General features: G+C 72.5%; 12 protein-coding genes. 3 read left to right on the top strand and 9 right to left on the bottom strand.

All coding sequences use genetic code 11. The features are described from left to right. Positions 1-91: 91 nt before the first annotated feature. Positions 92-1,087 carry a phosphotransferase gene (locus CP978_RS17765; protein ID WP_043442150.1) on the top strand — a complete coding sequence of 332 codons (996 nt, stop codon included), beginning with the start codon at positions 92-94 and terminating at the stop codon, positions 1,085-1,087. 109 nt (positions 1,088-1,196) lie between these two features. Here the strand turns inward: CP978_RS17765 and CP978_RS17760 are convergent, their stop codons facing one another. Beyond that, complete coding sequence (locus CP978_RS17760) at positions 1,197-2,765, bottom strand: protein kinase domain-containing protein (protein ID WP_043442148.1); 1,569 nt, start codon at positions 2,763-2,765, stop codon at positions 1,197-1,199. Positions 2,766-3,140: 375 nt separating this feature from the next. Between CP978_RS17760 and CP978_RS17755 the strand changes: the two genes are divergently transcribed. Further along, positions 3,141-4,760, top strand: a complete 1,620-nt coding sequence (locus tag CP978_RS17755; RefSeq protein WP_043442146.1) for a Stk1 family PASTA domain-containing Ser/Thr kinase — start codon at positions 3,141-3,143, stop codon at positions 4,758-4,760. A gap of 212 nt (positions 4,761-4,972) precedes the next feature. Here the strand turns inward: CP978_RS17755 and CP978_RS17750 are convergent, their stop codons facing one another. Next, a complete protein-coding gene (locus CP978_RS17750) occupies positions 4,973-5,518 on the bottom strand; it encodes a bacterial proteasome activator family protein (protein ID WP_043442143.1) in 546 nt (181 codons plus the stop codon). 219 nt (positions 5,519-5,737) lie between these two features. Here CP978_RS17750 and CP978_RS17745 point away from each other — a divergent pair, with 219 nt between their 5' ends. Beyond that, positions 5,738-6,643: a hypothetical protein gene (locus CP978_RS17745; RefSeq protein WP_144401460.1), complete on the top strand. Its 906-nt coding sequence runs from the start codon at positions 5,738-5,740 to the stop codon at positions 6,641-6,643. Positions 6,644-6,799: 156 nt separating this feature from the next. Here CP978_RS17745 and CP978_RS17735 read toward each other — a convergent pair whose 3' ends face one another. From CP978_RS17735 to pdhA, 7 genes are all read right to left on the bottom strand, one after another. Continuing rightward, a complete protein-coding gene (locus CP978_RS17735) occupies positions 6,800-7,780 on the bottom strand; it encodes an NAD(P)H-quinone oxidoreductase (protein WP_043442141.1) in 981 nt (326 codons plus the stop codon). A gap of 51 nt (positions 7,781-7,831) precedes the next feature. Continuing rightward, positions 7,832-8,929, bottom strand: a complete 1,098-nt coding sequence (locus tag CP978_RS17730) for a potassium channel family protein (RefSeq protein ID WP_043442138.1) — start codon at positions 8,927-8,929, stop codon at positions 7,832-7,834. A 64-nt stretch (positions 8,930-8,993) separates the two neighbouring features. Next, positions 8,994-10,580 carry a molybdopterin molybdotransferase MoeA gene (locus tag CP978_RS17725; RefSeq protein ID WP_079162192.1) on the bottom strand — a complete coding sequence of 529 codons (1,587 nt, stop codon included), beginning with the start codon at positions 10,578-10,580 and terminating at the stop codon, positions 8,994-8,996. Beyond that, entirely contained in the window at positions 10,577-11,464 is an 888-nt protein-coding gene (locus CP978_RS17720) for an NTP transferase domain-containing protein (protein WP_043442136.1), read from the bottom strand. Before CP978_RS17720 ends, CP978_RS17725 begins: the two co-directional genes overlap by 4 nt. 114 nt (positions 11,465-11,578) lie before the next feature. Then, positions 11,579-13,036: a dihydrolipoamide acetyltransferase family protein gene (locus tag CP978_RS17715; protein WP_043442133.1), complete on the bottom strand. Its 1,458-nt coding sequence runs from the start codon at positions 13,034-13,036 to the stop codon at positions 11,579-11,581. After that, entirely contained in the window at positions 13,033-14,040 is a 1,008-nt protein-coding gene (locus CP978_RS17710; RefSeq protein ID WP_043442130.1) for an alpha-ketoacid dehydrogenase subunit beta, read from the bottom strand. Before CP978_RS17710 ends, CP978_RS17715 begins: the two co-directional genes overlap by 4 nt. Then, on the bottom strand, positions 14,037-15,182 hold the full coding sequence (pdhA, locus tag CP978_RS17705; protein WP_043442127.1) for a pyruvate dehydrogenase (acetyl-transferring) E1 component subunit alpha: 1,146 nt from the start codon (positions 15,180-15,182) through the stop codon (positions 14,037-14,039). The genes CP978_RS17710 and pdhA overlap by 4 nt, the downstream gene beginning before the upstream one ends. Positions 15,183-15,330: the final 148 nt, after the last annotated feature.

Below are 15,330 nucleotides of genomic sequence, written 5' to 3'. Positions count from 1 at the left end.
CGAGTGCGACTGTCTGTGACAGCGCCCAGCTCACGGCATCTGCTGGTGCCCTACCATCTGGCGCGTGCCGCGCTCATCTGTACCACCCCGCATGTTGCACGCGCCCCCGCTGCGCGCCCTCCTCGACCAGTACTCGGCGGGATCCGTGCTCACCTGCGAGCCCGTCGACCAGGGCCTGCTCAACCGCGGATTCCGGCTCCGCACGACGCGCGGCCGCTACTTCCTCAAGCACCACTTCGACCCCGAGACCGCCGACCCCGCGGCGATCGCCCGTCAGCACACCGCCACCCGGCGCCTCGCCGACCTCGGCGTTCCGGTGGCGCCGCCGCTGGCCGGCCGTGACGGCCGTACCGTCGCGGTCGTCGGCGGCCACGCCTACGCGTTGCACCCCTGGATCGACGGCCGGCACCGGCACGGCGGCCAGCTCACGACGGAGCAGTGCGGCAGGCTGGGCGCACTGCTCGGGGTGGTGCACGCGAGCCTGGAGCGGGTGATGGCGTCGGCGCCCGGTCCCCGCCCCGAGAGCGCGGACCCCGCCGACACCCATGCGCTCATCGACGATCTGCTGGGCCGGGTGCGCCGGCACGAGCCCCCCACCGCCTTCGACGAGCTCGCCCGGCACCGTCTGCTGGAACGGCGGGTGCTGCTGGACCAGCACGCGGACCGGCGGCCGCCGCGCGGTGGCTCGGTGGGGTGGGTGCACGGCGACTTCCACCCCTTCAACCTGCTGTACCGGGGGGACGCGCCCGCCGCGATCGTCGACTGGGACCGGCTCGGTCTCCAGCCCCGCGCGGAGGAGGCGGTACGGGCCGCGGCGATCTTCTTCGTACGGCCCGTCGGCACGCTCGACCTGCCGAAGGTCCGGGCCTACGCACGCGCGTACCGGCGCGCCGCGGACGCGCCGGCCTCGGAACTCGCCGCGGCCGTGCACCGGGTGTGGTGGGAACGGCTCAACGACTTCTGGATGCTGCGCTGGCACTACGAACGCGGCGACACCCGCGCGGACTCTCAGTTCCCTGCGGCCTCGGCGCTGGTGGTCTGGTGGAGCCGGGAGTACGACGCCGTCTGCGAGGCGTTCACCCGCTGAGGAGCGGCCGGTTCGTCGCCGAACGGGCCGCCCTCCCCGCTGTTCTGATGCGAGGTCATACCGCTCCCCGCCTGTGAGGCCCCGCCGGCGTCAAACGGCGGCTGTTCCGTCAGGGCCCCTGAGGGTTTCCCGCGTTGTCCCCGCCTCCGTCCGACGTCGGCGGCTCCTGTTCGCCGTCGCCGGTGGTGGGCTGGTCCGTCGGCTGCGGCGGTGGCGTCGTCTGGCTGGGCTGGCCGGCGGTCGGCGCCTCCTCCGTCTCCGTCGGCTCGGTCGGGGGCTGCTCGGTGTCGTCCTGCGTGGGCTGGTACGGGGGCTGGTAGCCCGAGCCGCTGCCGGTGTTCGAGTCACCGCCCGTGGAGCTGTCGCTCTGCTCCTCCTCGTCCGCCGGCGGCTCGCTGGACTCCTTGACCTCGCGGGACACCGAGGGGCTGGGCGAGTTCGTCGGGTCGGGCTTGTCGGCCGCCTTGTCCTGGTTCAGCGCCAGGGCGACACCCGCCACGACGGCGATGACCGCGAGGACCGCGAGGACCAGCAGCTTGCCCCGGCCGCTGCCCCGGTTGCCGTGTCCCTCGAAGCCGCCGTCGTCCCCGGCGCCGTATGCCGAGGGCAGGATCGACTGCGGGATCTGGGTGGTGCCGGCCTCACCGGCGTGCGGCATCGCCGTCGTGCCGGCGAAGCCCGGCGCCGGGGTGTGCCGGGCGTCGTGCATCTCGACCGGGCCGGTGTTCCAGGTGCCGGTGTGAGCGCCCTGGTCGTAGAGCATGTCCAGCGAGTACTGGAGCAGCCCGCGCATCTCCTCGGCGGTCTGGAACCGGTCGTCCGGCTCCTTCGCCAGCGAGCGCATCACCAGCCCGTCCAGCTCCGGCGGCGCCGTGTCCGACACCTGCGACGGCGGCACCGGGATGTCCTGGACATGCTGGTAGACCACGGACAGCGGGGTCTCCCCGACGAACGGGGGCCGCAGCGCGAGCAGTTCGTACAGCAGACAGCCCGTCGCATACAGGTCCGAGCGGTAGTCGACGGCCTTGCCGAGCGCCTGTTCGGGCGACAGGTACTGCGGCGTACCCATGACCATGCCGGTCTGGGTCATCGTCGTCGACGCCCCGTGCAGGGCACGGGCGATGCCGAAGTCCATCACCTTCACGGCGCCGCTGTCCGTGATGATGACGTTCGCCGGCTTGATGTCGCGGTGCACGATGCCGTGCTGGTGCGAGTAGGCCAGCGCCTCCAGGACGCCCGAGACGATGATCAGGGCCTGTTCGGGGCCGGGGGGCTCCGCGTGGAGCAGCAGGTCCCGGATGGTGTGCCCCTCGACCAGCTCCATCACGATGTAGGGCACCGCCTGGCCGCCCGCCTGGTCCTCGCCGGAGTCGTACACGGCGACGATCGCATGGTGGTTGAGCCCGGCCACGGACTGCGCCTCACGCGTGAACCGGGCCTTGGAGACCGGGTCCTCGGCGAGATCGGAGCGGAGCAGCTTGACCGCGACGGTCCGGCCGAGCCGTACGTCCTCGGCGGCGAACACCTCGGCCATGCCGCCTCTGCCGAGCCGGTGGGTCAGCCGGTACCGGCCGTCACCGACGAGTCCGCCGTTGCCCCAATTCTCCGGCGCGTCCGACATCCCGCCGCCACTCGCCTCTGGGTCGGACGGGCCCTGGGCGCGCTGCGTCTGTGCCATCAGTCCTCGCCGTCGTTTCTCCCGCGGTCTGCGCGGTGGTTGTTACGGTCCCCACGGGCCACGCTACAGGCTCCGCGCAGGGCGCCGTTCCGAGATGGAATCGAGATGGGTCGGCCATGAAACCGTGCGGGGGTCCCACATGCAAATCCCGTGCACGGCTCGTACGTCCCCGGTAACGCTTCCGCGACGCTTCTTTCGCGTACGGTCACGGAACGGGCACCAGGCTTGACGTGTCACCGCCCTCGGGCAGACTTGGCCGGGAATGAGCCAGTCGATCACGGATCAGACGCGCCGGTCGTCGAAGCCATGCATATCGATCACGGACCGCGGGAGCACCACCGCTCGCAGCCACCGCGCCGATGGGGGACGCAGAAGATGAGCCAGGACGGCGCGCAGGGCCGCTATGCCGGGCGATCGGCCGCCGGTGGCCGCTATCAGCTGCGCGACTTGCTCGGCGAGGGCGGTATGGCCTCGGTGCACCTCGCCTACGACACCGTGCTCGACCGCCAGGTCGCGATCAAGACCCTTCACACCGAACTCGGTCGCGAACAGGCCTTCCGTGAGCGGTTCCGCCGTGAGGCGCAGTCCGTGGCGAAACTCACGCACACCAACATCGTCTCGGTCTTCGACACCGGCGAGGACGAGTTGGGCGGGATGACGACCCCTTACATCGTCATGGAGTACGTCGAGGGCAGGCCGCTCAGCTCGGTCCTCGACGCCGATGTCCGGCAGTACGGCGCGATGCCGGCCGACAAGGCGCTGAAGGTCACCGCCGATGTGCTGGCGGCCCTGGAGATCAGCCATGAGATGGGCCTGGTCCACCGGGACATCAAGCCGGGCAATGTGATGGTGACGAAGCGCAACGTCGTCAAGGTGATGGACTTCGGCATCGCCCGCGCCATGCAGTCCGGGGTCACCTCCATGACACAGACCGGCATGGTGGTCGGCACCCCGCAGTACCTCTCGCCCGAACAGGCTCTCGGCAGAGGCGTGGACGCGCGTTCCGACCTGTACTCCGTGGGCATCATGCTCTTCCAACTGGTCACCGGACGGCTGCCGTTCGAGGCGGACTCACCGTTGGCGATCGCATATGCGCATGTGCAGGAGGAGCCGGTGGCTCCTTCGTCGGTCAACCGCTCGCTGCCGCCCGCGGTGGACGCACTGATCGCCCGCGCGCTGCGGAAGAACCCGAACGAACGCTTCCCGAGCGCCGTGGCGATGCGGGACGAGTGCCTGCGGGTGGCCGCGTCCCTCACGGCCGCCGCGCCGAGCATCGTGCCGGGTACGGCGACCCCCAGCGGCGCCGGTGTCGCCTCCGCGGTCTTCCCGCCGGTCGACCGGTCGGCGCAGGCCCCGCCGGGACCCGTGCAGATGCCGTACCAGCCCAGCCCGTATGCGAGCCCGGCCCCCACACCGGGGTACGGCCATCCGCAGCAGCCCGGCTACCAGAGCCCTCCGGGGACCGCCGCCTATGCGCCCCAGCAGCCCGCGGCGACCCCGCCGCCGTATGTCACGGTGCCCTCGCCGGGCGGCGCGGGCGGCGGGGGGAGCAAGCGGGCCGTGGTCATCGGCTCGCTCGTGGTGGCCCTGGTCGCCCTGGTCACGGTGGGCGTGATCATCGCCATGTCGACGCAGGGGAACGACGACCACGAGGCCGACGGCGGCAGCCGCGGTGACACCGCCACGTCGAGCACGGTCGCGGACCACAAGGGCCCGGACACGACCAAGACGATCGAGACGACCAAGTGCACCGAGCCGGAGAAGGCGTACAACGACCCGAAGTTGGTCCGGGTGCCGGACTTCTCGTTCAGGAACATCCAGTCGGTCAAGTCGTGCTTCCAGGCCGCCGGCTGGCGGATGAAGATCAAGGACGTCGACGAGAACGTCTTCGGCGAGGGCACGGTCATGGACCAGTTCCCGTCGGCCGGTACCGACGTCGATCAGCAGCACATGCCGGAGATCGAGCTTCGGGTGTCGACGGGTGACCCGTCCTGAGCCGCGAAGACGCACTCCGGGGAGTCGCCCGGAACCGACGGTGAGGGGGTCCGGCAGAGTGCCGGACCCCCTTCGTCGTGAAGTTTCGTCGTGAAGTTTCTTCGTGATGTGTCGACCGTCGTGGTGAGTCGACCGTCGTGGTGTGTCCGCCGAGCAGCGCGCCGAGCGGTACGTTCTGCGGCGCGCGCCCCGCGGACGAGGGGCCCCGCCCCTTACAGGTACGGTCCGCCCGCACGGCCGCCCGCGCGGCGGTCCTCCTCACCGTCCGGGGAGCCGACGCCCGGCGGGAGGGCACGGCGCATCTGCTCCAGCTGGGCCCGCGCGGCCATCTGCTGCGCGAACAACGTGGTCTGGATCCCGTGGAAGAGGCCCTCCAGCCAGCCCACCAGCTGCGCCTGGGCGATGCGCAGTTCCGCGTCGCTCGGGGTCGCGTCATGGGTGAAGGGCAGGGAGAGCCGCTCGAGCTCCTCGACGAGTTCGGGGGCGAGGCCGTCCTCCAGCTCCTTCACCGAACTGGCGTGGATCTCCTTCAGACGCTGTCGGCTCGCCTCGTCCAGGGGAGCCGCACGCACCTCCTCCAGCAGCTGCTTGATCATGCTGCCGATGCGCATGACCTTCGCGGGCTGCTCCACCTGCTCCGTCACCGGGATCTCGCGGGAGTCATCGTCTGCGGTGCCGCCGAGAGCCATCCCGTCCTGGCCCACGACCAGGATCTTCTGGGCGTTCTCCGACGGCCTTTCGTTCCTCGGCATCTCCATGCGGCCATTGTCGCGCACCCGTGGAGCACCTCGGTCACGCGCCCTCGGTGAACGGTGGTGATCAGGCCCGCGGCGTCCGTCCGGCGGGGACGTCGGCCCGGTGCGGGGCGGGGCCGTCACGCCCTGTGCGGGGGGCGCGGCCGAGATGCCGGTCGCCCCGGTGCATGTGAGGCTGAAGCCGTCGATCGTGCCGCCCGACCACGGGAGGGGGGTCACCAGGTGACTCCAAGGCTGTGTACGCCGTCCGCGTTCCGCACGCTCCGAGCGGCCCTGCTGCCGCCGGTGCTCACCACGGCGGCCCTGCTGGGCGCGGGCACGTCCTGCGCATACGGCATGCCGGGCGGGCAGGGAACCGGGCCTTCGTACGGTGCCCGGCACGCTTCGTCCGCCGTTCAGCCCATGCGGGTCACCGGGCCCTCCGACGCGGCCGCCGGGTCGGCGCCCGTCTCCCGGTGCGGGTCGACCGCCCCCGTCTCCGCGGCACCGCCCGCGCCCCCCATACGCACCGCCGGGCACCCGGCGTCCGCCGCACCGCCCGTCGCCGAGCCGGAGGCGTCCGTCGCGGCCGGCCGCACGGGGGCCCTGGAGGACACCTCGTGCACGGCAGCCGCCCGCGGGGACACGGCACCGGCCGCGCCCGCTCTCGTCCTCGCCGCCTCACACCTGTCCGTCGGCTCGCACCACGGGCCTCCGGGCCCCGAGGACCCGCGCTTCCACAGACACCCGGTCGTCTCCCCGTCCGAGTCCTCACCCGATCCCTCCCGTGCGGGCAGCCGGGCCGGCGTGGGCAGGCCGCGGCCGGGGCGGCCGGATCCCGAACCGGAGAACGAGGCGGACCCGCCCGTCTACACGGACCAGGACCCGACGGCATCCGCGAACGGCACCCCGGAACCGACGGACCGCGACAGCGAAAACCCGGATCTGGGGGCCGTGGCGTCCGCCGACGCGGGGGACCCTCCGGGTGCCTCCGCCGCCCCCACCCCGCCCCAGCAGGCCGCCGGTCCCACCCGGGCCGCCGCCCCCTCGGGATCGATGTCGGAGATCCTGCCCCTCGCCACCGGTCTGATGCTCATCGGCAGCGGTCTGGCGCTCGCGCTCCTCGCCCTGCGACTGCGCCGGGAATGACCCTCGCGCCGGGGCCGGCCCGACCGGGCCAACCGGGCCACCGGCAGCGACAGCGACAGCGGCAGCGGCAGCGGCAGCGGCAGCGGCAGCGGCAGCGGCAGCGGCAGCGGCAGCGGCAGCGGCAGCGGCAGCGGCAGGACTACGGCAGCGGCAGGACTACGGCACCACCAGCAGCACCTTTCCGATGTGCCCGCTCTCCTCCAGCACACGGTGGGCCTCGGCCGCCCGGTCCATCGGAATCTCACGGTCGACGACCGGGCGGACATGGCCGGAGGAGATCAGCGGCCAGACATGCTCCCGCACCGCCGCCACGATCGCCGCCTTCTCCGCGAGCGGCCGCGCCCGCAGCGAGGTCGCCGTGATCGCCGCCTGCTTGCGCAGCAAGGTGTTGATGTTCAGCTCGCCCTTGACCCCGCCCTGCATGCCGATGATCGCGAGCCTGCCGTTCACCGCGAGCGCCTGGACATTGCGGTCCAGGTACCTGGCGCCCATGTTGTCGAGGATGACATCCGCGCCCTGACCGGCCGTGGCCTCCCGGATCTCCTCCACGAAGTCCTGTTCCCGGTAGTTGATCAGCACATCCGCGCCCAGTTCCGCGCAGCGCTCCAGCTTCTCCTTGGTGCCCGCGGTGACCGTGACCTTCGCCCCCACCGCCTTGGCCAGCTGGATCGCCATCGTGCCGATACCGCTGGAACCGCCGTGCACCAGCAGCGTGTCACCGGGCCGCAGATGGGCGATCATGAACACATTCGACCAGACCGTGCAGGTCACCTCCGGAAGCGCGGCCGCATGCCGGAGTTCGAGCCCCTCGGGGACCGGCAGCAGCTGCCCGGCCGGGACGGCCACCTTCTCGGCGTAACCGCCGCCCGCGAGCAGCGCGCACACCTGGTCGCCGACGGCCCACCCCGAGACTCCGGGCCCCAGCGCGGCGACCCGCCCGGAGCATTCGAGTCCGGGGTACGCGGGCGCACCGGCCGGCGGGGCGTAGTGGCCCTCCCGCTGAAGGATGTCGGCACGGTTGACGGCACCGGCCGCCACCTCAACCAGCACCTCGCCGTCGCCGGGTACGGGATCGGGGACCTCGCTCCACACCAGCGCCTCGGGTCCACCGGGATCAGGAATCGTGATCGCGTACATAAAGGGGACGCTACTCCTCGCAGCAAGCCGGGGAAGAGCGACGGCGCCGCCTCAGTCCCGCGGCAGGGGGCGCATGTCCATGGTCGCGCGGGTACTGGGCGTCGCACGGACGATCGTGATCAGCCGGTCCGTCAACTGGAGCGTGCCGAGGGCCGGATCGTCGAAGCCGAGCACGCGGTGCCCCCGGACGACGCTCACCACGAGGTCGTCCAGCTCCCGTACCGTCCGGCCCGCCTCGGCCTTGGTGACGGGGCGTTCCGCGAGATCGAGCCCGCTGCCCTGCTGAATGAGGTCCTCCATCACCATGGCGGCCGCGGGGCTGAGCACGGACAGGCCGAGAAGACGTCCGGCGGCGCTGGCACTGGTGATCACGGCATCGGCTCCGGACTGGCGGAGCAGCGGCGCGTTCTCCTCCTCCCGCACGGTCGCCACGATCTTCGCCGCACGGTTGATCTGGCGGGCGGTCAGCGTGACCAGAACGGCCGTGTCGTCCCGCTGGGTGGCGATGATGATCTGCCGGGCCCGCTGTGCCTCGGCCCTGCGCAGCACATCGCTGCGGGTGGCGTCACCGATGACGCCCGCATAGCCCTCGGCGATGGCCGCGTCCACGGCCTTGGAGCTGGGGTCGACCACAACGACATGTTCCTTTTTCAGGCCCGTCGCGCAGACGGTCTGGATCGCCGACCGTCCCTTGGTCCCGAATCCGACAACCACGGTGTGATCCCTCAAGGCCGCCCTCCAGCGGTTCAGCCGCCATTCCTCCCGGGTGCGTTCGGTGAGGACCTCCAGGGTGGTGCCGACCAGGATGATCAGGAACACCACGCGCAGAGGCGTGATGACGAAGATATTGGTGAGCCGGGCGGAGTCGCTCACCGGGGTGATGTCGCCGTATCCGGTCGTGGAGAGGGTGACGGTCGCGTAGTAGAAGGCGTCCAGCAGACCGAAGTGCCCGCCCGCGCTGTCGTGATAGCCGCTGCCGTCGGCCCACACCACCAGTGCGGTGACGACCAGGACCAGAAGCGCCATCGCCAGCCGCTTGCCGACCTGTTGTATCGGCCGCTGGACCATCTTCCTGGGAAGCTTCACCCGATGAGTGACGAGATGCTCGTCGGGCTGACGGGCCATCGCGTCCCGGCCCGGAAGTTTCACGTGAAACACTCCCCGCTCTGACTGACCCTGACGGGGTCATACTGCCGCGTTCACGCCGTGCAGCTCACTCCGCCAACGCCCAGGGCAGATGGAGGAGTTCCAGTTCCTGTCCAGGGCGCGCGCCGGCCGGGGGTACGACCGCCAGGGCGTCGGCGGCGGCAATACCGCGCAGCATGGCCGGGCCGCTGTAGTGCAGAGGCACGGCATGGTCGGCACGCACGGCGACCGGGATGAGCCGGGTGTCGTACGGATGGCCGGGGACGGCGTCCTTCAGCGGCAGCGTATACGGCTCGAGGTGAAGGCGGCCCGCGAGCCCCCGCAGCAGCGGCTCGACCAGCGTGAACAGACCGGAGAGCGCCGCCAGGGGATTGCCGGGCAGACCGACGAGGTGCTGGTCCTCCCGAAGGCGCGCGAGAAGCATGGGGTGGCCGGGGCGCACCTGCACACCGTCGACCAGAAGTGCGGCCCCCAGGCGGCTCAGGGTGGGGTGGACATGGTCGACGGGGCCCGCGGCCGTGCCGCCGGTCGTCACGATCAGATCGGCCTTCGAGGAGCCGAGGGCCCGGTGCAGGGTCTCGGCGTCGTCGCCCACTCTCCGGACGGTCGTCACCTCGGCACCTAGCGTGCGCAGCCACGGCGGCAGCATCGGGCCGAGCGCGTCCCGGATCAGCCCGTCCCTGGGCCGGCCCTCGGTGAGCAACTCGTCGCCCAGGACCAGCACATCGACGCGAGGCCGGGGCACCACGGACACGGTGTCATAGCCGGCGGCCGCGGCAAGTCCGAGCACTGCCGGAGTGACCAGGGTGCCGGGCGGAAGCAGTTGTTCACCGCTGTGGCACTCCTGCCCGCGGGGGCGGATGTCCTGACCGTGCGCGATCGTGGGGGTCCTCCCGGCACGGGCGGAGCCGGGGTCGTGGGGGAGGGCGGTGTGCAGCCGTCCCTTGTCGTCGATGCGCCCGTGCTCGCTGCGCAGTACGGCGGTGGTGTCCGGCGGGACGCGGGCACCGGTGGCGATCCGTACGGCCTCACCGTCCTCGAGGGGCCCCGACGCGGAGTGCCCGGCGAGGACCCCTTCCTCCCGTACGTGCCAGGGGCCGGGTCCCGCGACCGCCCAGCCGTCCATGGCCGAGGTGTCGAAGGAGGGCAGATCGGTGAGGGCGTCGAGGGGCTCGGCGAGCACCAGGCCGAAGGCGGCAACGAGGGGGACGTCGACGGGCTCCCGGCGTGGCACGGACCGGGCGACGCGCTCGGCGACGGCGCGGGCCTCGGGCCAGGGGGTGGCCCGGTGACCGGTGCGGTGCTTCGGCGTCGAGGTGGCGGAAGGTCCGGCACCCGGGTCGCTCTCCTGGACGGGCCCGCCGGTGTCATCGCTCCCCGTGGAACGAGGTCCGGACCGGGCCGTCCCCTTCCGGGGGCCCGGGGCGGGCGGGTCGGGTTCGGGGCCCCGGGGATCCGGGTCCCTGACGAGCGCCAGGGCCTGGTCGAGGTCCAGGTCGTGCTGGTCCTCGGGCTTCTTCCGCTCCTTCGGCGCACGGGCCGGACGGGCCTGCTGCGGACGGCCCCGGTCCCCGGTCTCGTTGGCCACGGCCAGGGCCTCCTCCAGATCGCGTTCCTCGGCGTCCAGGCGTCCGTGGGCGCCCCGCCCGGTCATCCGGCGTCCGGCTCGGCCTCGACGGTGTCCTTGTCGGCCCAGCGCAGAGCCAGGTCGGCGGCCTTGCGGGCGGCCTCGGCCACGGCCTCGGGTCCGCCCTGTGTCCGGGCGGCCGCATAGCCGACGAGGAAGGTCGTCAGCGGGGCCGCGGGGCGGGCGACGCCGTGCGCCGCGTCGCGGGCGAGGTCGAGAAGGACGTCGGTGTCGACATCGAGGTCGATGCCCAGCTCGTCCTTGACTGCGGAGATCCATTCATCCAACACGTGCCCATGCTCCCTGATACGTGACCGGGCGGTGGCGATGTCGTCCCAGGTGTCGCAGTCGAAGGACGCGACGGGGTCGGAGATACGGGTGAGACCCAGCCGGGCGACCAGCCGCCGCAGTGGAAGACCGTCGAGACCGGTGTGCTCGCCGGACAGCCGTGCCAGCTCACGACGGAGTGCGGCGCTGCGGTATGCGGCGACAAGGGGCTGGTCGCGGCCCTCGGCGTCGGTGAGCAGGGCCCCTTCGGCGCCGCTCGTCCGAAGGCCGTCCAGCAGCCGTCGTACCGTCCCCTCCTCCAGGAACGGCAGATCGGCGGAGAGCACGACGACCCGGGCGGCCGTGCTCCGTCTCAGTCCCGCGTCGAGCGCGGCGACCGGTCCGGCGCCGGGCGGCTCCTCGCGGGCCCAGACCACGGGGCGTGCGGTGGTCCTGGGGTCGGCTACGACCACCGTGACGGCCGCGCCGGCGCAGGCCGCCAGCACTCGGTCGAGCAGTGCTCGCCCGCCGATCCGCACACCGGGCTTGTCGACCCCGCCGAGCCGACGGGCGGCACCGCCGGCGAGCACCACGGCGTCGTACTCCTCGGTGCCGGAGCCCTCGGGGGTCTCCTGGGTGGTCATGCCATCGAGTATGGGCGTCGCATGACGCGGTGTCGGCACCGGGCCCCTCGGCCGTGCGCGGAAAGCCCGCACACGGCCGAGGGGCGTCCGGTCAGGGGCCCGGCTCGCAGCGGTTCACAGGGTGCGCAGCAGCACCGCCGGCTGTTCCACGCAGTCCGCCACATGGCGCAGGAAGCCGCCCGCCGTGCCGCCGTCGCACACCCGGTGGTCGAAGGTGAGCGAGAGCTGGACGACCTGGCGCACCGCCAGTTCTCCCTCGTGCACCCAGGGCTTGGGGACGATACGGCCGACACCGAGCATGGCCGCCTCGGGGTGGTTGATGATCGGTGTGGAGCCGTCGACGCCGAACACCCCGTAGTTGTTCAGCGTGAAGGTCCCGCCGGTCAGCTCCCCGGGCGTGAGCGTCCCGGTGCGTGCGGCCTCGGTCAGCCGGGCGAACTCCGCGGTCAGCGACTCGGCGTCCCGTGTGTGCGCGTCCCGTACGACGGGGACGACGAGTCCTCGTTCGGTCTGCGCGGCGAAACCGAGGTGCACCTGGGGGAGCCGGACGATCTCCCGGGCCTCCAGGTCGACGGTGGAGTTGAGCTCGGGGAACCGGGCGAGCGCGGCGGTGCAGATACGGGCCAGCAGCGCGATCAGGGAGATCTTCGGCCCGCCGGCCGCGTTCATCGCGGCCCGGGCCCGCATCAGCTCCGTGGCGTCGGCGTCCACCCAGCAGGTGGCGTCGGGTATCTCGCGCCGGCTCCGGGAGAGCTTGTCGGCGACGGCGCCGCGGACGCCCTTGAGCGGCACACGGGTGCCGGCGGCGGACGTCCCTGAGGTGCCCTTGCCGAGCGCACCGGAGGCCGCTTCCACGGACTGTGCCCCGGCCGCGCCCCGCACGGCGCCCGCCGCCGTGGCCGCCCTGGCCGCGGTCGCCCCGGCGCGGGCCGTCTCGGTCCTGAGGACGTCCTCCACGTCCGCCCGCAGAATCAGCCCGTCAGGACCGGAACCCGCCAGCAGGCGCAGGTCCACGCCGTTGTCGCGGGCGAGCCTGCGCACGAGCGGGGAGATCACCGCGACGGGACCGTCATGGCGATCGGGGACGGCGGGGCCCCGTGTGCCGCCCGGGGCCACCGCGGAGGTCAGCACCTCGGACGAGGGCAGGGGCGCGGGACCCGGGTCCGCCGACGCCCCCGCGGTACCGCGTCCGGCCGTCCGGGACGCTCCGTCCGGGAGCCGGGTGCCGGGCGGGGACGGCCGGACCCGGCGGCGGCGGGCGGGGGCCGCCGAGGTGCCGTACCCGACCAGCACATTCCCGGAGGACTCCGGTGCCGCATCGGCCGTGGCTTCGATCGCGACCGTCAGCAGCGGCGCGCCCACGGGCAGTTCGGTGCCCTCCTCGCCGAAGCGGGCGGTGACCACACCCCCGTGGGGGCAGGGCACCTCGACCATCGCCTTGGCCGTCTCCACCTCGACGACCGGCTGGTCGACCGCGACCACGTCTCCGACCTGGACCAGCCAGCGGACGATCTCGGCCTCGGTCAGCCCCTCCCCGAGATCCGGCAGTCTGAACTCCAGCACCTGGGTCATCGGCCTCCCACCTCCCACTGCAGACGCCCCACGGCGTCCAGTATCCGGTCGACGCCCGGCAGATGGTGCCGCTCCAGCATCGGCGCCGGATACGGGATGTCGAAACCGGCGATCCTCAGCACCGGCGCCTCCAGATGGTGGAAGCAACGCTCGGTGACCCGGGCTGCGATCTCCCCGCCCGGCCCGCCGAAGCCGGTCGACTCGTGCACCACCACGGCCCGGCCGGTGCGCCGCACGGACGCGGTCACCGTCTCGTCGTCGAAGGGCACCAGGGAGCGCAGATCGACGACCTCCAGGTCCCAGCCCTCCTCACGCGCCGCCTCCGCCGCCTCCAGACAGACGGGCACCGAGGGGCCGTAGGTGATGAGCGTGGCGCTGCTGCCCCGGCGCCGCACCACCGCGCGGCCTATCGGCTCGACGGTGTCCGGCTCCTCGGGGTTCCAGGAGTCCTTCGACCAGTAGAGCCGCTTGGGTTCGAGGAAGACGACCGGATCGTCGGAGGCGATGGCGGCGCGCAGCAGTCCGTACGCATCGGCGACCGTCGCGGGTGTGACGACATGGAGGCCCGGGGTCGCCATGTAGTACGCCTCGGAGGAGTCGCTGTGGTGCTCGACGCCGCCGATGCCTCCCCCGTAGGGGATGCGGATGGTGAGGGGCAGCGGCATCGCACCGCGGGTGCGGTTGCGCATCCGGGAGACATGGCTGATCAGTTGCTCGAACGCGGGGTAGGCGAAGGCGTCGAACTGCATCTCCACGACCGGCCGGAGCCCGTACATCGCCATGCCGACGGCCGTGCCGAGGATGCCCGCCTCGGCGAGCGGGGTGTCCGTGCAGCGGTCGTCGCCGAACTCCTCGGCGAGCCCGTCGGTGATGCGGAAGACACCGCCGAGCGTGCCCACGTCCTCGCCCATGACGTGCACGGACGGATCGGCCGCCATGGCGTCGCGCAGCGCTCGGGTGAGGGCCTGGGCCATGGTGGCCGGCTTGAGGGCGACGGTCGTCATCGTCCGGCTCCTTCCGGTCCGGCGGTCTCCGCGTCCAGCTCGGCCTGCAACTGGGCCTCCTGTTCGAGGAGTTGGGTGGTGGGCCGGGCGTACACATGGGCGAAGAGATCCTTCGTCCCGAGCTCCGGGTCCTGGTTCATCCGGGCGCGCAGATCGGCCGCCATCGCCTCGGCGTCCTCATGGGCGGCCTTCTTCCCCTGCTCGTCCAGCAGCTCCCGCTCGGTCAGCTCGCGCTCCAGCAGCAGGATCGGGTCGTGGGCGCGCCATGCCTCGACCTCGGCGTCGACCCGGTAGCGGGTCGCGTCGTCGGCGTTGGTGTGGGCGTCGATGCGGTAGGTCACCGCCTCGACCAGCGTGGGTCCGCCGCCCTCGCGGGCGCGCCGCACGGCCTCGGCGAGGACCTGGTGCACGGCGGCCGCGTCGTTGCCGTCGACCAGCCGGCCCGGCATGCCGTACCCGACGGCCTTGTGGGCCAGGGAGGGGGCGGCGGTCTGCTTGGCGAGCGGGACGGAGATCGCGAAGCCGTTGTTCTGGACGAGGAAGACGACCGGCGCCTGCCAGACCGCGGCGAAGTTCATCGCCTCGTGGAAGTCGCCCTCGCTGGTGCCGCCGTCGCCGATCATGGCGAGCGCGACCACGTCGTCGCCCTTCAGACGCGCGGCGTGCGCCAGGCCCACGGCGTGCGGCAACTGGGTGGCGAGCGGGGTGGACAGGGGGGCCACTCGGTGTGCGTGGGGGTCGTAGCCGGTGTGCCAGTCGCCGCGCAGCAGGGTCAGGGTCTCCACGGGGTCGACGCCACGGGCGATGACGGCGAGCGTGTCGCGATAGCTGGGGAAGAGCCAGTCGCGCTCCTCCAGGACCAGGGCGGCGGCGACCTGGCAGGCCTCCTGCCCGGTGCTGGCGGGGTAGACGGCCAGGCGGCCCTGCTTCGTGAGCGCCGTCGCCTGCACGTTGTACCGGCGGCCGCGCACCAGCTGTGCGTACAGCCGGCGCAGCAGCTCCGGGTCGGCCTCGGCGGCCGCCTCGGTGCCGAGGACGCGATACGGCAGTGCGTCGGGCAACAGGGGAGCGGGGTCGGTACGGGGCTGCCAGGCGGGCGGCGGTGTGGGCCGGTAGGCGCCCCGCTGCTCCATGACCGTCATGACGGCACCTCCTCGTGGGAGCGGCTTGGCGCGGCACGGGTGTGATGCGCCTCACCAACCGATTGTTCGGTCGTCGGCACATTTTGGCTACAGGCGGCTCCAGGCTGTGGACAAACGGTTCTCCACACCGTGAGATGAACGCAGTACG

It is taken from the genome of Streptomyces nodosus, from assembly GCF_008704995.1.
Taxonomy (GTDB): Bacteria; Actinomycetota; Actinomycetes; order Streptomycetales; family Streptomycetaceae; genus Streptomyces; species Streptomyces nodosus.
This window is presented reverse-complemented; position numbering and strand designations above follow the sequence as displayed.